Raw genomic sequence first — 18,566 nt, 5'->3', positions numbered from 1 at the left:
GGACTGTCGGAAAGTACGCTCAGAGAGGGTCGTTTAAGCATGATGCACCACCGCCAGCCAGCCTTAATAATGGTAATGTACCACTGGGTTACCAGACAGACCAGTAACGCATCAAACATAAAACTGTTTTTTAAAAAACGTCAGGAACGTAGCCTGACCTTTTAACCAGTGGTGTAAAAAACATACAGATTGCTCTGAGGTATGAGGTTCAGCAACTAGCCTTGTCGACGCAGAAACATTAAGTAATCAATAGCAGCTATCGCAAACAATGGTGAAAACCACCACGTGCTTTTCAACAAGCCAAGCGGCAGAAAGAGTACAGTTGCCATCGAATAAACAAAAACACGAACCATACCATCTGTAATAAACATAGGCTATTTGCAATCTGAGGTTGGATTGTAGATTTTAGTTAGAAATGGATCAAAGTCCGTTTTGTGCAAAACTTGGTTGACAACCCTCTTTTGGAAGATGTGCCGTTTCGTGCAAAAGTTGGTTGGAGGCCAAGATGGCAGAGTTCGTAGGTTCGGCTGCTTCGCAAGCTGATTTCATTTGGAAGAACGCGGAAGACCTGTGGGGGGGATTTCAAGCATACCGACTTCGGCAAGATCATTTTGCCGTTTACTCTGCTGCGTCGATTGGAGTGCGCACTGGAGTCTACACGGGAAGCATCGCTCGATAGCCAACCAGCCACGATTGAGTTCTTAGAAGCAGAGTTCAGTGTTGATTTCGATGCGCTGCTATCTTGACCGCCAATCAGACCCGCATGGTTCAGGTTTGTGTATGAGAGTCCCCAAATGGCTGTAGTTCTAACCAAAGCCTTGATTGAAGCCGGCCGCGCCGGAAATAGTGGGTACAGAAAAGGCAGTTGCTTGCGCTGGGCGTAAGTTACCCGCCGAAAAGCGGCTGGATCGAACGACTGATCGGCACTGAGGTATCTGACGAGCAGTACGAACGCTTTCTGGGGCACAGCACGAGCAAGCAGGCTGAACAGATCCTACGCGGAGAGCAGCCAGCCAAGGGGCTTCAGTATGCAAAGCGAGCGAAGAAGCTCGCTTCTGAAAGAAAAGCCACAATTGATCTGGATAACGAGCACCTGTCTGAAATCGAAAAGTATCGGTAGCCCTAGACTTTTAGCCGCTGAAGATCTCTTAGATACCATTGGTGAAACTTGCTGAAGTCAGCCTTCTGTTTCTCTACCGTGCTGTTATAGATCGCATCACTGGTAACCGCACAAGCAGTCCAGCCAGCCTCATAGACGAAGCGAGTAGCTATCGGTGACTTCTTCGGGGTGCTATCCCAGCGGTTTTTGAGCCACCGCGCAAGCCCTTCATCAAGAGGGACCACCAGATTTAGCTGCTGTTTTGTGCGAGTGATACCGACATAAAACAGCCGACGTTCCTCCTCGATTTCCTCTTCGGCCGGAGGGGTGTTCATCGATGTGCGAACGCTGTAAACATCATCGGGTTTGCCGCCAGGAAATTCCTGCTCATTCAGCCCGATCAGTATTACGTTATCCCACTCCAGCCCCTTGGAACCATGCAGTGTGGAAAGGATGAAGGGATCGCAGTCAGTAGCAGCCTCGCCTGGATTCAAGATAAGGTTTAAAAACGTGCGGGAATCGATCTTACTGGAGTCAAGTAGCTCCCCGATCCTCACGACCCCTCGTTGCTGGTCGTTCGATCCAGTGCGAGTTACACCCTCAGAGCCAACACTATCAATGAAACCCTCCATACTCAGGCGTCGTAACACATCGATAGCAGGCGTTTCCTCTCCTTCTTTCTGGCAGATAGTGGCGAGCCTGCCCAGCCGATCTTTTTGGTATTGTGCGCCCTCGAATAACTGACCTAGAGCAGACCATAGGTCGGCGTGCGGAGCCATCAATCCACTGAGCGCCGCTTTGAATTGCCCTTTCTGCCATCTAAAACCAGCCTCCTTCAGAAAGCCGTAAACAATCGCTTGTTTGTTGGGATGGTTTTCCAGTAGCCGCAGATCGCCGTACACAGACAGCAAGACGCCAACTACCAGTATCCCGATTTCGGTGCGGGTGTGTAATGCGCTTGAACCATTGAGGTAGCGATAAGGTAGCCCACACAGGCGTAAAGCAATTTCCGCCTCAGCAAGGTTCGCCTTAGTGCGGGACAATATGGCTTGTGTTCCACTGCTCACCGAGAGGTTTGATAGCACCTTGGATAGGCAGTTATCAAAGTGCAATCTGACCTCTGTTTTGGGGGTGCTAGGATGACTGACACAAAGCTTGGTCAGCTTTGTAGAGTTGCGCCGAATTACCGAGTTAGCCATCAAGGAAAGCTCATGGCCAAATCTGAACGTGCATGACAGTTGAAACACCTTCGTATTCGGGTAGTGCCTTTCAAACAGTCCGCCGATAAAGTCTGGTCGAGCACCACGCCACTCATAAATACACTGGTTAACATCACCAACAGCCATAACCGACGTATCCGACTTAGATAGCAAGCGGGTCATGTCATGCTGTATCAGGTTAACGTCCTGATATTCATCAACAATGATGTGCTTGAAGTGGGCACCAAGGCTGCTGTCATTACGCAACAGTGCGACAGCCTCAATCAAACAGTCATCAAAGGTTCGCAGACTGTTTTCCTCCAGCAGCTCACAATAGCGGCCATAGGCGTGAATAAACTCCCGTTTGATGTTGCTGAACGTTGGATCATTGGCAGCATCAACAGGAGTTACGGCCGCCGCCCGGCAGCGAGCAATAAACAGCTCGAAGTTTTCAATTTCATTGGGGTCAATATAATTCGCCTCATGGTCAAAGCCATAGCGGTAGGCTTGCTTTACCAGTTGCTCATAGCGGTAGTCGCTTGGAGTAATGAGGTCTTTCTTCTTGATTATCTGTTGGCGTTCTCCGTAACCAACAATCTTTAAGGCCAAGCTGTGGAACGTGCGGATTTCTGGAATCACGCTCGACATCAGTGCCGTCTTCAAGTTCTCCGTGAAGCTCACCTGCGCCGACTTGTTGTACATCAGGATCAGAATGGAGCGAGGATCAGTTCCCGTCTTGACCAGCCGCTCAACGCGCTTTACAAGTGTGGTTGTTTTCCCGCTACCAGGTACGGCTTTTACCAACGCATGTCCGGTGTCATGGCTGACAATACTTTTCTGCTCCCAAGTCAGTCTTTTGGTCATGCCTTAACCTTGTAATTGGCGCACTGACGGGCCTCGGTGTAGGGAACGATCTTTGCCTTACTGTGACATTGCAGATAGCCATCCTCCCATCGGCCTGCTTGCTCGCACATAATGCAGTTGGGAAATAGTGAATGAGGATCGGCGTGACGGATAAAAGCTCGTAAGTTATCAGCCAGCTCAGCGGCCCCTAACGATCTAGGCCATGTGTTCACGTCAGAATTGATTGTTAAATCCACTTCAGCGAGCGGCATCGTTTGTTCGTTGAGTCGGCCGGAACCACTTAAACTCCAGACAGACATATCCACGTTACCTACTGAGCAGACGCCGCTACAGGTGTCCACAGATTGAAACGGGGGAAGCCAGTTGAATACTCTCAGGATCTTCTCCTTGATCGAGTAGGCCCCGGTAAGCAACATCTGAATATCAGAGGCAGATTGGACCTTAAACTCAAGAATCGGGATACCGGCTTCGATCTTGTCTTGAGAGCAGGGGTGTGTGACACAAATCTCTACGTAGCAACGCCTTTCGCCAGTCGTATCATACAACATCACGTCTGGTCGCAGCCCTGTGACCTTATCGTGTTTTTCCAGCTCTGCCTGATCGAAAAATTGAGTCAAGTTGTAGCGTGCAGGCACGGATTTTACGCACTGACGTGCTTCGTCTCTAACCAAGGCTAAACGAGAACCATTACAGGCAACCCGGCGCTCCAGCTCAAGGCTAATAGGCATTTCACGGCTGAGAGCTTGTTGGTAGCGATAGAAGAATGCTTCTTTGCCGCACTTGTGAAGATAGGTTTCAAGGGCACAGCATTCTTCCGAATGGCGAAAGTGCTTAGCGTTGAACTCGCCCATTACCGGGGTCAGGGGGCTCTTACAACCTGGGCAGGTGTAAGTATGTGAGCGCAGGGCAGCGCCAATGTGCGTGAGGGTGCCCTCGCCGTCTAGCGCGTAAGCGTATTGTATTGAGCTGGATTGAGTTGTCATGACTGCGTATCCTCCCAAAAAAATCCAGCTAAGAACAGACCTTACGGCAGGCAAATGGTAAGTAGTGCTTCTTGAAGCAGTCGAGTGTACAGCGGCTCAGTGAAAAAGCTAATCGCCCGCTCAACAACCTAGTGATACTGGTGCAGATTCGACAATGAGTTAATGCCCGGAGAGCATCTGCAAGACTTCTAGCTGGAAGGCATTCCAACCAGCCCTCGCTTCTGAAAAGCCGTCAGGAAACGGTAAAATCCAACCAAGTGAGCAACTTCACTTGATCAAAGATCTAAGGCTAGAATGATGGAATTCCAACCTTAGTTTGCAAATAGCCTAAACATATAACTTCCTCTGAGGATTTAAAAGAATTCTCAGATGTCTTGAAAGCTACTTTTTAAACTTTCTCATTCTGAGAAGCATATTTAATTTTGCTGCGTCTGCTCGTGCTGCTGCTACAGAAAGGGCTTTATGCAGTGAAACTACCACGACAAACAAACAGAACATCGACCAGAATCCATCCATTTCGTTTACCTAATCGTTGAGGTTTTTATTCGGGATATCTGGCTAAATAGGACTACACAGATACCCAGTTAAACCCCCCGCTTACATAACACTCCGGTTCCTCACCAGACGTTTTATTCTATCGCGGTCTGTGGTTATCAGAAGCTGCATAAACCGGTTATTTAGTCCGTTACGCGAAAATTATTGAGGATCCGGGCTGTTAAACTGTTCTTCCTCTTTCGCTTCCGGAGAAAAGGGGAGGTGTCACCCTGCGGCCGGGTAGTGAAAGGGATTTGACGTAATTCAGGCGAAGGGCGAACAAGACCGCAAAGGACGCCCGGGCGACCGGATACCTGCCGGGTTGTGCGAAGTAAAAACCGGAAGCAGTGATAACACAAACAGGCCCCTACAGCGTAAGGATTGTGATGGACGATAAAGAGCAATTTACGAATCTTGTGGCAAAGCATGCCTCCGGACTCACCGAAGAGCAGCTGGCCGGTTACGATGCCTGTTCCCTGGATGGTGAATGCGTCACGCCTTCATACGAGGTTTTCCGGGGGTATCGTACCCGCCATACCCTGGATGAATTTCTGGAGATGGCCATATCGCTGAATGCCATCCACCCGGATGAATATTTAACGGATATGCTGCTTAAGCCTCATGAGGTGATCGGCGCTCTGGCCGATGAAGGCGACCAGCTGAACAACGCCACCCCGGTTTATTTCTTCCCGGATACCGGCGTCTATGCAGCGGCCGTCAGTGAAACCCGGGTGCTCGATGCCTGGCTTTGCTGGCCATGCTACCCGGCGAACTGGTAACGCGGCCGTTGGAATTGCACCGGCAGGATACGAATTTAACCGACCCCGTGGCGGGAAGGTTATCACAATTGCATGTCCTCATCCCTCAAGCCCCCTGCCAGGCCCTAACGTGCTGTCAGGCTTCGCCTGATTCCCGATCTGCGCCGGTACTTCAGCCGATAACTTTTTGTTTTCTTTTTATTTTCTCCCCATTTCCTCAAAGTTCGCGGGCGGCGTGGACAGGGCACCATTGCCGCATGTGGGGTCTTAATAAGGGCAGGGTGGTCAGGTTTGCTCGATGCCGGGGGTAGGCCCTACCCTTTATGGGATGAGGACATGCAATTCACTAAATTAATCGACAGCACCGGTGGTGACTTATCTGTAACGGGTCAGTTTTGATACGGGGAATGTTTCAGGGTTAAGATCTGGAATCATAAAAATATACGCTCCCGTTCAGGACATACGACTTGAAATGGATAATGCCATTAAAGGAATTCCAGCCTTTCGTCGATAACAGTTTCTGACCATCGCCATAACCATGTCATGGAGGAGACTAACCGTGTTTCAGAGGTGAGCTGGTGCCTGGCAAAACATACAAACTCAAATATCAGGAAGCGAGTTTAGTTGTTTATAACATGCAGCCGTGTAACTGATTAGGTACCGGCAAAAGGAGGAAATAATGTTTGAAAACTACGTTTGTAAAATCTATGTAAGCAATGATCCTCATTTTAGTAGCCATCTCGAAGCAACTGCGTTTGGTTTCGATAATGGTCAGCAGCAAAAGATTCTCACCGCAGCCCATGTTGTTACCAATGCTCTTGGAAAAATTTATCCCGTCAGCAATACACTTAAACTTTACGTCAAATTTCTTAACCATCAAGGACTGGTGAACGAAGAGCCTGTTCTAGTCGATTTCATTCTCAATGAGGCTAATGACAGGGCAGACTTTAAAGACGGCATTCCGTTTGTTGACAGTGCAGAAATCGTATTACCAGCTGGAATACAACAGCCTGTAAGTAGTTACTTTAAGGTCCTGGCTCCCGCAGCTGGCATGGGTACATTGGGTGTCGGATATCCAATGAATGAGACAACAATTTCGACATTCCCTGGTGAAGTTTCAGGCATTTGGCCTTTAAATTGCTCAAATCATTCTCCCCAACATCTCACAACTCGCTTTGTAATAGCACATTTCAACACCGATGGTTGCTCTGGTGGACCCTATGTCGTCTCCGAGAATGACGAGCATTTTGTCATTGGAAGTCTGGTTGGAATAATGTCTGGAACCTGCCCAGATTCAAATCCACACATGTCTGTTCAGTCCGCTACTGATTTTTAGCAAAGTCAGTTCCAAAATGACGCTGGCACGATAGTTATTTTGGGTCTGCCCGATATGGCGTCTGCCCTTACTAACAGCAACAGCATTGAAACTGACAAACATGAACTCGAAAGTGCCACAATAGTAAGTCATGATTTCTTCATCACTTTTATGGTGCTCTTTTTCACCTATCACACAGCAAGTTATGAATACGAGGCCTGTAATGGACGCTACCGAAACTGAAGAGCTCGAAAAAATTCGCAAGAAGGCAATGGATGAAGTTACAAGTGCTCTTCAGGCGCTTGAAAATAAGTTCCCGGGTATTACTGAGGGCGCAGCAGCTTTGGCGGGGTCAGGCGTAGGCGCAGCGGCTTCCTTCGGTGCTCTCTATACGCTTGGTACAACGGGAGTGTCAGCAGCAGGCATAACCTCCGGGCTCGCTACAGCAGGGTCTATCGTCGGTGGCGGTATGGTTGCAGGCATTGCGGTATTGGCCGCACCTGTAGCTGTGTTAGGGATTGGCGGGTACGCGATAGTGAAACACAAAAAAAATGCGAAACTGACAGCCGCCCTTAGTCAGGCCATCCAAAAGCTCTACGAAGTTCAGGAAAGGTTGATGTCGAATGCGGAATATTTTAAGGCAGAAATTGCTGGCATCAAGGCAACAATCGACATGCTTACTAAGAAAGCTCCAAAAGGTAGCCTGGTCGCGGTGAGGTAAACACATGAGTCAGTCTCCTTATGATGATGAGTTCAGGGCCATCCGTTATATTCAGCTCCGTGGTCAGGATATCGCGAACGCTCACGAGACAATTAACAGTGACATAGAGAGCCTTAAGGCACAGTTGACCGGGCTAATCAGCGGCACTGAACTTGATGAAGCGGAGCATCTGGCGCTTAAAGAACATCATCTGCGAGAAATGACCCCTTCAGATACTGCCATGCATTCTACTGGTCTCAAGACTATATATAGCGAGGCTAACCAGCGTGTATGCGGTGATATTGGACTGGCCACAATACTCTCCACGGATGACTTGGCTGTTGTAGATGCCCGGATCCAGAATCATATTAAAGAATTTAATGATCGCTACGCACTCGACGCCTGGGATTATGCTATTGCCTGCGGATGCGGGCTCATAGCATCCATGCTGGATTTACTTTGCGTCAGAGCCCCGCCAAAACCTACGGTGAGCTTTACGGCAGAAGTGGATGGTATTTTCAATAAACAGGTGCAGAAAGCCTTCAATGCCATTTTGCCGGAGGACCTGAGTACAAAACTCTCAGATTTGTTCCCTATAGGGGCACCAGACAGTTCGATCAGCAGCGATTTAGTGGGTGCGGCCGGTGGCGTTTTGTCTCCCACAAATCACCGCTTAAGAGCTTTGTCACACGATCCCGTACTGGGCATTATTTTCGGTATAAAGGATATGCTGAACGGGACCTGTACGGTGGTTCAGAATGGACAGATCGTGGTTTATCCTTCCAGTAAAGGCGTTACAGACGAAACCAATATTTTCAGGCTCATCGCCAGAATGTTTGGACACCTGGCATCGGATGTTAATGCCCCCTCAGCAAAAGGAAACCGTGGCATGGGGTTACCGGCTCCTTTTATGGGGCTACTTCGTATGCTTGAGGGGATCCCTGTGGGGAGTTCTAACTTCGGCAAACAAATAGAGTACATGTATGTCAACGGGTATGACTTTCGTCAGTTTATCGTGACAAGTATTCCGATGAGCATAATGGAAGTTTTGATGCGGGTTTTCTATGTGGCGAAACAGGTATCGCTGGGAAAAGGAGCTTTTGGGGAGACCTTACTGGATACCATGCCGTTGCGGCTAAATCCACGCTTCCGGATGATGCTTGCCCTGGGTTATGGAACTTCCAGTGCTGTTAACGCAGGTAAAATGTATATCACCGGCAATATTCTCAATGCGAATTACGCCTCCTGGATGGGGTTGGCCTGGAATGGTTTTCACTCACTCAAGTGGTCCCTTTATCAGCGACACTTAAAGCTTTGGGCCGGTATTGAAAAGGCAGAACTGGAACGGCTTCAGAACAATATAGACAGCATCGAGGCATTGACCATCAGAGCAGGAAACTTGCCAGTCAAGTAACATTCACCGGAGCACCTCCGGAACCCCATAGCCCACCAGCTGCTAAAAATGTCTGCCTTTGCTTTTAATACTCTCTCTGCCTCCTCCCCGAGGCAGAGAGTAGCTCGTAGTTATTTATACAGCTCACAACAGGGCCATAAGATACTCCGCTTCTCGTTTACCGATGATCCTGATCTGTCAGCTCTCTTACCGGATGCTGTACGAGCGTAACGGCTTATTATTGATAGTTCTCTCATATCAAACCTCATAAAGATTTATGCTGCCACTTAGTAACAGCCTAAAGGTTGTACTCTCTATTTAACAGCTTTTAGGCTGTTAATTTGATATTACAGCTTTTAGGGTGTATGTTTAGAAAACAGCGTACAAGGTGTATCAGAGGAACTACTGAGGCCAGCTTATGATCAATAATGATTACCCGTTAAACACGCTCAACCAGTTGCGTCCCTTGCTCATTGGTTTTCGCAAGGCGAATGGCCTGACGCAAAAAGACCTGTCCGAAAGGTTAGGGGTCACTCAACAGACATACTCACGTCTGGAAGCCAACCCTGCCAGTGCGAGCATTGAACGGCTATTCAAGGTGTTTTCTATCCTGGGCGTAAAAATCAGCTTCTCCTCGACAACCGCCTCTTCAGAGGGGAAGCAGACGGAAGAAATGCTTAAATCAAACTCACCTGCACGACAGGAGAAATGGTAACGATATGAGCCGGAAACAGCAGCGTCTGGCAATCTGGATGAACGGAATCAAAGTCGGATACTGGGAAAAAAGTAAAGGGGTAGACAGCTTACAATACCTTCCTGACTGGAGTGCAGACGAACAGGGAAGGCCGCTGTCATTGTCCCTTCCTTTTACTCCCGGGAACCAGGTCTGGCGTGGAAATGTGGTACGTGACTATTTTGATAATTTACTCCCGGACAGCGAAGGCATACGCAGACGTCTGGCAATGCGTTACAAGGCCGATAGCCTGGAGCCTTTTGATCTTCTGACGGAGCTGGGAAAAGACTGCGTGGGCGCGATACAGCTGCTTCATGACGGAGATGAACCCACAGATTTATATTCCGTGAAGTATCACCCGCTTACTGAATCAGAAATTGCGGCAACTTTGCGTAATACCACGGAGACATTGCTACCGGGCAGGCCAGAAGATAACGACGACTTACGTTTATCTATTGCCGGTGCTCAGGAGAAAACAGCCCTACTGTGGCATGAAGATCGGTGGTGTATGCCGGAGGGTAATACACCAACGACGCATATATTCAAGCTACCGCTCGGACTTGTGGGGAACATGAAAGCCGACATGCGCTCGTCGGTTGAAAATGAATGGCTCTGCTCGGTACTTCTCGAACAGTACGGGCTCCCCGTGGCAAGAACGCAGATTGCTCACTTTGAAGATCAGAAAGCGCTGGTGGTAGAACGTTTTGACCGAAAATGGTCAGGAAACGGACAATGGATCATTCGTTTACCCCAGGAGGATATGTGTCAGGCCCTGGGCATTTCGCCATTACGAAAATATCAGGCGGACGGCGGGCCAGGTATATCGGAAATTATGGAAGTTCTGAGTAATTCAGACCGTGCTGAGCGTGACAAAGCGCAGTTTTTTATGACGCAGATAGTTTTCTGGATGATGGCCGCAACAGATGGCCACGCTAAAAATTTCAGTATTTCTATTGGGCCACAGGGACGTTATCACCTTACACCACTCTATGATGTGTTGTCGGCATGGCCGGTGATCGGTCATGGGAACAATCAGATATCCTGGCAGAAGTGCAAACTGGCGATGGCCGTACGTGGCAGTAGCAACTATTACCAGATATATCGAATACAACGACGCCACTGGATCAGGCATGGTGAGATAACCGGCCTGAGTAAACAGCAGACAGAGGCGATGATAGAGGAAATCATCGCCAGAACCCCGGGTGTCATTGAACGTGTTAGCGGGCTTCTTCCGGACCAGTTCCCCCAGCAGCTTGCGGAAAGTATTTTTGATGGAATGAGGCAGCAATGCAGGCGCCTGGCTGAGAAATGACAGCCGCAATTTATAGTGTGCATGTTTTCAGAATAGCTGATGTAAGCGTGAGGATTCAGTATGACTGAAGAACAAAAAAGAATAGAGCGGGCTATTGAGTTGGCTTGTCGTTACGGCGGAACCGATGAAATGCATCATCTGCAATGGGTCGTGGATCAGATGGTAAGAGAACTTGCTGGAGAACGTTATGCACAGATTGTAGCAGATGCCACCAGCGGAGAAGATGGGCCTGATACTTACAAATGGAGTGTTGGGATCGCGCCTTAGCATCTGTCAGTCTGGGGATGAAAACGTACTTAACATCCAGCGAATTCCCAGACTTCACATTAAGACTAGAGTAACGGCCGCAATCACGTGAGAGAAAAAAATGGCAATTTTAGCAATCATTGCAGTTATCGCCCTGGGTGGGTACGCCTGCGGGTTTATTAAAGCCCGTGAGCTGAGCGCTTTGCGTAAAGAAATGAAACTATACGTGGATCGCATGGAAGCGGCGGAGCTGGACTTACACGCAATCAGAAGTGTAGCGGAGCACCGGTTGCACGGTGCAGGTAAACAGTTTGCCGACCTTTACAGCCGTATCGACGGTGCAACTGTGACGCTGACACCCGAAGATCAGCTGTTACTGGCAACGATGCCATTTAATATTCAGGATGTAGAAGACATCGTAAACGAGCGCGGTCCAAAGACAATTAGCGGCCGTCCATTCTGGGAAGTTGAGCCAGGCCCGCATGACTATGAATATGGCCCGCAATATCCGTATTTCCCAGACCAGCGCTAGGAAGAGATCAAGATGAGAGAGCCAAGACCCCGCCATACCTTGCAGGTCATTCGAGTGCCTTCTCTGGAGGTTCAGGATCTGGGGCTGACCAGCTTTGATAGCTGGCTTGACGAGAACGGTTATGACAAAACGAATGCCAGAAATAACCGTACCATCTGGGCGAGAGAAGGCGGATGGCATCTGAAACGTTGCAGAAATCTGGAAACTGGCACGGACGATTTCTGGTTTATCGCTTTCGATGGTAAAGGCGGAAAGATATACCCGCTGAAAACCCAAAGAGACTACCGGGCTGCATATCGTAAGCTGGAAGCAGAAGGTTATGCACCTGCGGTCATCGAGCAAATGACCACAGGCGCAGCATATAACCTGGCCTATCCACGTTCCACCCTAAAACAAGCTGAGACGGCCACCAGCGAACCAAAGCGGAAACCTGACGTAGATATCCAGGGTGAGCACTGCGAGCGCGTAGTGACGCAACGTAGTGGCGTGGCACAGGGTAAATTTAAAGCTCTGCTCATCGAGAATTTCGCGGGCCGTTGTGCGGTAACCGGTTGGGTTAATGGCGGTGTCCTGGATGCGGCACACATTGAACATGGAACCCGGTACAATCCGTCTAATGGCATCCTGATGACTCCAACAATGCATGCTCTGTTTGATGCCGATCTTATGGGCATAGATCCGGCCACCCTGACCGTTCATTTTAAGCCAGGCATTGAGCTGGGCGAGCTGTTTGAAGGCCGTAAAATCACACCGCTGGTGTACGATCTGGACTTAGAGCGGCTGGCCGTACGCTGGGCAGGATACCAGGGCCTGGCTCATGAACAATGATGGGTTACAGCCGGGATGTGTGAAAACCCGTCAGTGAAACCTGCATGCGCCATACCTTTAAATTTAAACTCAAGAGCCAGGCTCAAGATAAAACCGAAATGAAAAGGTAAAATCCGGTGCACCAGATCTCTTAGGTTTAATACCTGAGCCGGTATACTGGCAGGCGCAGGCATGTGGGTATTATCCAGTCCATACATCTCCACACAGTGTTAACCGCAACATTTAAAGTTCAATAAGGACGGTTTCAATTTTATGTATAAAACAGCATTAGTGATGATTATCGGGATCCTCGGATGCAGTAAAGCATTTGCAGCCACTGAATTACAGCTCCAGCAAAAACGCGTTATGCAGTTCTGTGCCAACGCCAGTCTTCCATTGTTAGTTGCGGGTACAACGTACGCGAATACGTCTGACAACGGGCGACCAGAAAAAGAAAGATTGGCAATCCTGAAAAATTCAGTTGCAAGCTCGACAGCTTATAAAATGGCATCTCCCGGAGTTCAGATTGCCATGATGAGCGTGGTGGAAGATATTGCCGATCCGAAAGAATTAGCTCTACATCAAAAAGAAGTTAGACGTCTTGGGGCTAGTTATCTTTCCGACAGCGGTGTTTCATGGGCTTCAAAAACTGTTTCACCATTTACAGCCTGGTGTAACTTTAACCGTTTAGAAAGTTAAGGCTGGCAAGGCGGTTCCTGTTCAGGAAAGTTACTTTCCGTGCGGGGACCGTAAGATACAGATAAAGCTTAAGGCCTTTGAATTTCTGGAAAGCATTTGAAAATTTCATTGCGCTTGTCTGATATGAAACAGCCCCTGCATTTCTGCAAAGGCTGAAAGAGTGTGTACGGACTTTGGAAGGAGTGATGATATACGCCTGAGCCATCCCATCACCGCAGACAGGGTAATTAACCCTGACTAAAGCTTTCACCTATTCCGTCGCTCGCAAGCGGCTTTCGCACACTAACGAAGGTATGGCCTTTCGTCGGTGTTAAATTTTTCAAACTTTGCTTACTTTGTCAAGGAAGGTGACCGCAGTAGTAGGCACAACTACTTTAATCTGTATGAATAATAAGGTAGAACCGGCCAGTGAATGAATGCTTTCCCTGAAATCAGGCGGACAACCTTCAGGAATATTGATAGCAAGACTGAATCTCTCGCTGCGGCGATAAACATTTCGCCATAACCCTGAACGAGAGTGGTTCATCCATCATATACAGGAGCGTTACATGCGCAAATTTAAGTACATAATCTGTCACCAGTGCGAAGGCCACGGGACCATGGAAAACCCGGCCTTTGAAAATGGATTCACCCAATCAGAAATGGCTGAGTGGGAGCCAGAAATGCGTGAAAAGTATTTTGCCGGAGCATTTGATGTTCGCTGTGACGTTTGTGCCGGTGACGGTAAGCTCAGCGTACCAAACGTAGCGGCTATGTCTTTTTCAGAACGACGGGTTCTGGCAGCACGGCGGCGTGATGAGCGTCTTCAGGCTGCTGATGAACGGCTGTCCCGCCAGGAACGAGCAATGGGGTACTGAGGTGTTACAGCAAAGATGAAAATGACGAAGCCAAAACCGGTAAGCCGGATGAAAAGACCGTTTATTAGTGAGCTTGCAGAGCTGGGTTTATCGGGTGAAATTCTTTCAATTCGAACTGACGGCATGCAGGGGACGCTCATACCCGATCTTACCGCAGGGGTGAGTGAAGCAGGCCGTGTGAAAACCGGCAACTGGGTAATCTCTGACAAGAGAACCTTCGACCATGTCGTTCTGTGTGGGGTCGTCTCAGAAAACGGAAAATAAAGCACGCTAAGCCGGTGGCAGCGGTCGCAATGGCCTAAACTTCCCCGCACCGACCTTGGCGCTGCTGCGCCATAGGTAATCGCCGGTCAGGTTGATGTGCTCCCACCCCAGCGGCGACAGATATTGCAACAATGTGTCGTCCAGCGCCGTGCCGTTGCCACGCAAAGCACTGGTGGCACGCTCCAGATATACCGTGTTCCACAACACGATGGCCGCCGTCACCAGATTGAGGCCGCTGGCCCGGTAGCGCTGCTGCTCAAAACTGCGGTCGCGGATTTCACCCAATCGGTAGAAGAAGACCGCCCTGGCCAGCGCGTTGCGCGCCTCGCCCTTATTCAGCCCCGCATGGACGCGGCGGCGCAGCTCCACGCTTTGCAGCCAATCCAAAATGAACAGCGTGCGCTCGATGCGCCCCAGCTCGCGCAACGCCACGGCCAAGCCGTTCTGGCGCGGGTAGCTGCCGAGTTTGCGCAGCATCAGCGAAGCCGTTACCGTGCCTTGCTTGATGGAGGTGGCCAGCCGCAGAATTTCATCCCAATGGGCGCGTATTTGCTTGATGTTCAGCCTGTCGCTGCTAATCATCGGCTTGAGCGCGTCATAGGCGGCATCGCCCTTGGGGATGAATAGCTTGGTTTCGCCCAAGTCACGGATACGCGGCGCGAAGCGAAATCCCAGCAAATGCATCAAGCCAAACACGTGATCGGTGAAGCCTGCCGTGTCGGTGTAGTGTTCCTCGATGCGCAAGTCCGACTCGTGGTACAGCAGGCCATCAAGCACGTAAGTTGAATCACGAATGCCCACGTTGACCACCTTGGCACTGAAGGGCGCGTACTGGTCGGAGATATGGGTGTAGAAAGTCCGTCCTGGACTGCTTCCATACTTCGGGTTGATATGACCAGTGCTTTCTGCTTTGCTGCCGGTTCTGAAGTTCTGGCCGTCCGACGATGACGTGGTGCCGTCACCCCAGTTGCCGGCGAAGGGTTGCCGAAACTGCGCATTCACCAGCTCGGCCAGCGCCGTCGAATAGGTTTCATCGCGGATGTGCCAGGCTTGCAGCCAAGACAGCTTGGCGTAGGTGGTGCCAGGGCAGGACTCGGCCATTTTGGTCAGACCCAGGTTGATCGCGTCGGCCAGGATCGTCGTCAACAGCAAGGTTTTGTCCTTGGCCGTGTCGCTGGTCTTCAGGTGTGTGAAGTGGCGGGTGAAGCCCGTCCATTCATCGACCTCCATCAGCAACTCGGTGATTTTGAGGTGCGGCAGCAGCATAGCTGTCTGGTCGATCATGGCTTGCGCGGCGTCTGGTACTGCCGCGTCCAGCGGCGTGATCTTCAGGCCTGACGCGGTGGTGATGATGGCATCCGGTAAGTCGTTGGCCGCAGCCATGCGGTTGACTGTGGCGAGTTGCGCCTCCAACAATTCCAACCGGTCATGCAGGTATTGGTCGCAGTCGGTGGCCACTGCCAGCGGCAATTCGCTGGCCAGCTTCAAAGTGGCGAACTTCTCGACCGGCACCAGGTATTCGTCGAAGTCCTTGAACTGGCGAGAACCCTGCACCCAGACATCACCGGAGCGCAGCGCGTTCTTCAGCTCCGACAGGGCGCATAACTCGTAGTAACGCCGGTCGATGCCGTCGTCGGTCAGAACCAGCTTTGCCCAGCGCGGCTTGATGAATGCGGTTGGCGCATCGGCGGGCACCTTGCGCGCGCTGTCGCTGTTCATGCCGCGCAGCATGTCGATGGCATCGAGCACACCCTTGGCGGCGGGCGCAGCCCGCAATTTGAGCACGCCCAGGAACTGCGGCGCGTAGCGGCGTAGCGTGGCATAGCTTTCACCGATGTGGTGCAGGAAATCAAAGTCGGCAGGCCGCGCCAATGTTTGCGCTTCGGTGACGCTGGCGGCGAAGGTGTCCCAGGGCATAACGGCCTCGATGGCGGCGAACGGATCGCTGCCGCTTTGCTTGGCCTCAATCAACGCTTGACCGATGCGCCCATACATCCGCACCTTGTCGTTGATCGCCTTGCCGGAAGCCTGGAACTGCTGCTGATGCTTGTTCTTGGCCGCGTTGAACAGCTTGCCGATGATGCGATCGTGAAGGTCGATGATTTCATCGGTGACGGTGGCCATGCCTTCGATGGCCAGCGCTACCAGCGTGGCATAGCGTCGTTGCACCTCGAACTTTGCCAGATCAGCAGGCGTCATCTGGCCACCTTCACGAGCGATTTTGAGCAGGCGGTTCTGGTGAACCTGCCGCTCGATGCCTGCGGGCAGATCAAGTGCTTGCCAGGATTTCAGGCGCTCAATATGTTCGAGCATGTGGCGAGAGTTCGGTTTGGCAGGCGACTGGCGCAGCCATGCCAGCCACGTCACTTTACTGCCGTCCTTGCGCTTGAGAAGTTCGTCCAGGCGCTGACGGTGGGGTGATAACAAAGAATCGGTCAGCGCCGCGTAAATGCGTCGGTTGGCACGGGTGATGGCCTCGGCGCTTGCGCGCTCGATGGCATTCATGGCGGGCAGGATAATGCTCTGCCGCCGCAGATTCTCGACAAGTGCGCTCGCCAGCACGATGCCTTTGTCGGTCTGCAAGGCCAGCTCGGTCAATGTATGCACGGCTTGCCGATAGTGGCTCATGGTGAAGGGCTTGAACCCAAAAACCGTTTGCAGCTCGACCAAGTGCTCCCGCCGTGTCTGTTCGCGCTGGCCGTACTCGCTCCAACTTTCCACTGGCATCTTGAGTTGCGCGGCCACCATGCGCAACAGGGGCGGAAACGGAGGCTCATCGACGCCCAAAAAGGTGCCAGGGAATCGCAAGTAGCAAAGCTGCACAGCGAAGCCCAATCGATTCGCGGCGCCGCGACGCTGACGGATCACCGACAGGTCGGTTTCGTTGAACGTGTAGTGCCGTATCAGTTCGTCTTTGGCATCTGGCAGTGCCAGCAGGCTTTCGCGCTCGGTGGCGGACAGGATTGAGCGGCGTGGCATGGTCAGTCTTCCCGCAGGTACTGGTACAAGGTTTCGCGGCTGATGCCGAAGTCACGGGCCACCAAGGTTTTTTGGTCGCCTGCCGCAACTCGCCGTTTCAACTCGGCAATTTGTTCGCTGTTCAGCGATTTCTTTCGTCCCCGGTAGGCACCGCGCTGCTTGGCCAGCACGATTCCCTCGCGCTGACGTTCGCGGATCAGGGCGCGCTCGAACTCAGCGAAGGCTCCCATGACCGACAGCATCAGATTGGCCATCGGTGAGTCCTCGCCGGTGAACTTCAGCCCTTCTTTGACGAACTCCATGCGCACGCCCCGTTGTGTCAGCCCTTGGACGATGCGGCGCAGGTCATCAAGGTTGCGTGCCAGCCTGTCCATGCTATGCACCACCACGGTGTCGCCCTCGCGGACGAAGGCCAGCAGCCTTTCCAGCTCGGGACGCTGGGTGTCCTTGCCAGAAGCCTTGTCGGTGAACACCCGCGCCACCTGAACACCCTCCAATTGCCGTTCCGGGTTCTGGTCGAAGCTGCTGACGCGGACATAGCCGATGCGTTGACCTTGCAAGATGCCTCCAAAGGCAAAAGTGTCAGGATGAAATCTATTACCTTTGACGGAATATGTCAATCAATAGGAAATTTAACTCTATTCTGACATCGTTTGCACATGGTGTCGTTTTCAGAAGACGGCTGCACTGAACGTCAGAAGCCGACTGCACTATAGCAGCGGAGGGGTTGGATCCATCAGGCAACGACGGGCTGCTGCCGGCCATCAGCGGACGCAGGGAGGACTTTCCGCAACCGGCCGTTCGATGCGGCACCGATGGCCTTCGCGCAGGGGTAGTGAATCCGCCAGGATTGACTTGCGCTGCCCTACCTCTCACTAGTGAGGGGCGGCAGCGCATCAAGCGGTGAGCGCACTCCGGCACCGCCAACTTTCAGCACATGCGTGTAAATCATCGTCGTAGAGACGTCGGAATGGCCGAGCAGATCCTGCACGGTTCGAATGTCGTAACCGCTGCGGAGCAAGGCCGTCGCGAACGAGTGGCGGAGGGTGTGCGGTGTGGCGGGCTTCGTGATGCCTGCTTGTTCTACGGCACGTTTGAAGGCGCGCTGAAAGGTCTGGTCATACATGTGATGGCGACGCACGACACCGCTCCGTGGATCGGTCGAATGCGTGTGCTGCGCAAAAACCCAGAACCACGGCCAGGAATGCCCGGCGCGCGGATACTTCCGCTCAAGGGCGTCGGGAAGCGCAACGCCGCTGCGGCCCTCGGCCTGGTCCTTCAGCCACCATGCC

General features: G+C 51.5%; 17 protein-coding genes and 2 pseudogenes. 14 read left to right on the top strand and 5 right to left on the bottom strand.

The window, feature by feature from the left end; all coding sequences use genetic code 11:
* Nucleotides 1-505: 505 nt before the first annotated feature.
* Both ACOTX4_RS20015 and ACOTX4_RS20010 read left to right on the top strand, forming a co-directional pair.
* Nucleotides 506-725 (top strand): annotated as a pseudogene (locus ACOTX4_RS20015) (type I restriction-modification system subunit M N-terminal domain-containing protein); the annotation flags it as partial.
* A 140-nt stretch (nt 726-865) separates the two neighbouring features.
* Complete coding sequence (locus tag ACOTX4_RS20010) at nt 866-1,120, top strand: hypothetical protein (protein WP_000880375.1); 255 nt, start codon at nt 866-868, stop codon at nt 1,118-1,120.
* Nucleotides 1,121-1,122: 2 nt separating this feature from the next.
* Here ACOTX4_RS20010 and ACOTX4_RS20005 read toward each other — a convergent pair whose 3' ends face one another.
* Nucleotides 1,123-3,162 carry an ATP-dependent helicase gene (locus ACOTX4_RS20005; RefSeq protein ID WP_421635417.1) on the bottom strand — a complete coding sequence of 680 codons (2,040 nt, stop codon included), beginning with the start codon at nt 3,160-3,162 and terminating at the stop codon, nt 1,123-1,125.
* Nucleotides 3,159-4,145, bottom strand: a complete 987-nt coding sequence (locus ACOTX4_RS20000; RefSeq protein ID WP_000211823.1) for a hypothetical protein — start codon at nt 4,143-4,145, stop codon at nt 3,159-3,161. The genes ACOTX4_RS20005 and ACOTX4_RS20000 overlap by 4 nt, the downstream gene beginning before the upstream one ends.
* A gap of 920 nt (nt 4,146-5,065) precedes the next feature.
* Between ACOTX4_RS20000 and ACOTX4_RS19995 the strand changes: the two genes are divergently transcribed.
* The 12 genes from ACOTX4_RS19995 (at nt 5,066) to ACOTX4_RS19940 (ending at nt 14,295) form a co-directional block, all read left to right on the top strand.
* Nucleotides 5,066-5,458 carry a hypothetical protein gene (locus ACOTX4_RS19995; RefSeq protein ID WP_000341066.1) on the top strand — a complete coding sequence of 131 codons (393 nt, stop codon included), beginning with the start codon at nt 5,066-5,068 and terminating at the stop codon, nt 5,456-5,458.
* Between the two features lie 658 nt (nt 5,459-6,116).
* Nucleotides 6,117-6,773, top strand: a complete 657-nt coding sequence (locus ACOTX4_RS19990) for a trypsin-like serine protease (RefSeq protein WP_000462754.1) — start codon at nt 6,117-6,119, stop codon at nt 6,771-6,773.
* Nucleotides 6,774-6,975: 202 nt separating this feature from the next.
* A complete protein-coding gene (locus ACOTX4_RS19985) occupies nt 6,976-7,473 on the top strand; it encodes a membrane protein (RefSeq protein ID WP_000340139.1) in 498 nt (165 codons plus the stop codon).
* Between the two features lie 4 nt (nt 7,474-7,477).
* Nucleotides 7,478-8,866: a hypothetical protein gene (locus ACOTX4_RS19980; RefSeq protein ID WP_000083579.1), complete on the top strand. Its 1,389-nt coding sequence runs from the start codon at nt 7,478-7,480 to the stop codon at nt 8,864-8,866.
* A 400-nt stretch (nt 8,867-9,266) separates the two neighbouring features.
* Nucleotides 9,267-9,560, top strand: coding sequence for a helix-turn-helix transcriptional regulator (locus tag ACOTX4_RS19975; RefSeq protein WP_012477377.1), 294 nt, complete (start codon nt 9,267-9,269; stop codon nt 9,558-9,560).
* A gap of 4 nt (nt 9,561-9,564) precedes the next feature.
* Nucleotides 9,565-10,890, top strand: coding sequence for a type II toxin-antitoxin system HipA family toxin (locus ACOTX4_RS19970; RefSeq protein ID WP_000088044.1), 1,326 nt, complete (start codon nt 9,565-9,567; stop codon nt 10,888-10,890).
* A 60-nt stretch (nt 10,891-10,950) separates the two neighbouring features.
* A complete protein-coding gene (locus tag ACOTX4_RS19965) occupies nt 10,951-11,157 on the top strand; it encodes a hypothetical protein (RefSeq protein ID WP_000134171.1) in 207 nt (68 codons plus the stop codon).
* A 100-nt stretch (nt 11,158-11,257) separates the two neighbouring features.
* Nucleotides 11,258-11,668 (top strand): hypothetical protein, encoded by a 411-nt coding sequence (locus tag ACOTX4_RS19960; protein ID WP_000985909.1) that lies wholly within the window; start codon nt 11,258-11,260, stop codon nt 11,666-11,668.
* 12 nt (nt 11,669-11,680) lie between these two features.
* A complete protein-coding gene (locus ACOTX4_RS19955; protein ID WP_001641519.1) occupies nt 11,681-12,496 on the top strand; it encodes an HNH endonuclease signature motif containing protein in 816 nt (271 codons plus the stop codon).
* A gap of 252 nt (nt 12,497-12,748) precedes the next feature.
* Nucleotides 12,749-13,174, top strand: coding sequence for a hypothetical protein (locus ACOTX4_RS19950; RefSeq protein WP_000278471.1), 426 nt, complete (start codon nt 12,749-12,751; stop codon nt 13,172-13,174).
* A 548-nt stretch (nt 13,175-13,722) separates the two neighbouring features.
* Nucleotides 13,723-14,031, top strand: coding sequence for a hypothetical protein (locus tag ACOTX4_RS19945; RefSeq protein ID WP_001224686.1), 309 nt, complete (start codon nt 13,723-13,725; stop codon nt 14,029-14,031).
* 15 nt (nt 14,032-14,046) lie between these two features.
* Entirely contained in the window at nt 14,047-14,295 is a 249-nt protein-coding gene (locus tag ACOTX4_RS19940) for a hypothetical protein (protein ID WP_060614888.1), read from the top strand.
* A gap of 6 nt (nt 14,296-14,301) precedes the next feature.
* Here the strand turns inward: ACOTX4_RS19940 and ACOTX4_RS19935 are convergent, their stop codons facing one another.
* The 3 genes and pseudogenes from ACOTX4_RS19935 to intI1 all read right to left on the bottom strand — a co-directional run.
* Nucleotides 14,302-17,274, bottom strand: coding sequence for a Tn3 family transposase (locus ACOTX4_RS19935; RefSeq protein WP_001138073.1), 2,973 nt, complete (start codon nt 17,272-17,274; stop codon nt 14,302-14,304).
* A gap of 2 nt (nt 17,275-17,276) precedes the next feature.
* Nucleotides 17,277-17,834 carry a recombinase family protein gene (locus ACOTX4_RS19930; protein WP_001162012.1) on the bottom strand — a complete coding sequence of 186 codons (558 nt, stop codon included), beginning with the start codon at nt 17,832-17,834 and terminating at the stop codon, nt 17,277-17,279.
* A 305-nt stretch (nt 17,835-18,139) separates the two neighbouring features.
* A pseudogene (gene intI1, locus ACOTX4_RS19925) lies at nt 18,140-18,566 on the bottom strand (class 1 integron integrase IntI1); the annotation flags it as partial.

Origin of the sequence: Enterobacter cloacae complex sp. IR5459 (genome assembly GCF_049238005.1) — a bacterium.
Lineage (GTDB): Bacteria > Pseudomonadota > Gammaproteobacteria > Enterobacterales > Enterobacteriaceae > Enterobacter > Enterobacter hormaechei_C.
This window is presented reverse-complemented; position numbering and strand designations above follow the sequence as displayed.

Excerpts from the sequence above, each read along its gene's own strand:
- ACOTX4_RS20005 (WP_421635417.1), bottom strand. The coding sequence starts at position 3,162 with ATGACCAAAAGACTGACTTGGGAGCAGAAAAGTATTGTCAGCCATGAC.
- ACOTX4_RS20000 (WP_000211823.1), bottom strand. The coding sequence starts at position 4,145 with ATGACAACTCAATCCAGCTCAATACAATACGCTTACGCGCTAGACGGC.
- ACOTX4_RS19995 (WP_000341066.1), top strand. The coding sequence starts at position 5,066 with ATGGACGATAAAGAGCAATTTACGAATCTTGTGGCAAAGCATGCCTCC.
- ACOTX4_RS19990 (WP_000462754.1), top strand. The coding sequence starts at position 6,117 with ATGTTTGAAAACTACGTTTGTAAAATCTATGTAAGCAATGATCCTCAT.
- ACOTX4_RS19985 (WP_000340139.1), top strand. The coding sequence starts at position 6,976 with ATGGACGCTACCGAAACTGAAGAGCTCGAAAAAATTCGCAAGAAGGCA.
- ACOTX4_RS19980 (WP_000083579.1), top strand. The coding sequence starts at position 7,478 with ATGAGTCAGTCTCCTTATGATGATGAGTTCAGGGCCATCCGTTATATT.
- ACOTX4_RS19970 (WP_000088044.1), top strand. The coding sequence starts at position 9,565 with ATGAGCCGGAAACAGCAGCGTCTGGCAATCTGGATGAACGGAATCAAA.
- ACOTX4_RS19965 (WP_000134171.1), top strand. The coding sequence starts at position 10,951 with ATGACTGAAGAACAAAAAAGAATAGAGCGGGCTATTGAGTTGGCTTGT.
- ACOTX4_RS19960 (WP_000985909.1), top strand. The coding sequence starts at position 11,258 with ATGGCAATTTTAGCAATCATTGCAGTTATCGCCCTGGGTGGGTACGCC.
- ACOTX4_RS19955 (WP_001641519.1), top strand. The coding sequence starts at position 11,681 with ATGAGAGAGCCAAGACCCCGCCATACCTTGCAGGTCATTCGAGTGCCT.
- ACOTX4_RS19950 (WP_000278471.1), top strand. The coding sequence starts at position 12,749 with ATGTATAAAACAGCATTAGTGATGATTATCGGGATCCTCGGATGCAGT.
- ACOTX4_RS19945 (WP_001224686.1), top strand. The coding sequence starts at position 13,723 with ATGCGCAAATTTAAGTACATAATCTGTCACCAGTGCGAAGGCCACGGG.
- ACOTX4_RS19940 (WP_060614888.1), top strand. The coding sequence starts at position 14,047 with ATGAAAATGACGAAGCCAAAACCGGTAAGCCGGATGAAAAGACCGTTT.
- ACOTX4_RS19935 (WP_001138073.1), bottom strand. The coding sequence starts at position 17,274 with ATGCCACGCCGCTCAATCCTGTCCGCCACCGAGCGCGAAAGCCTGCTG.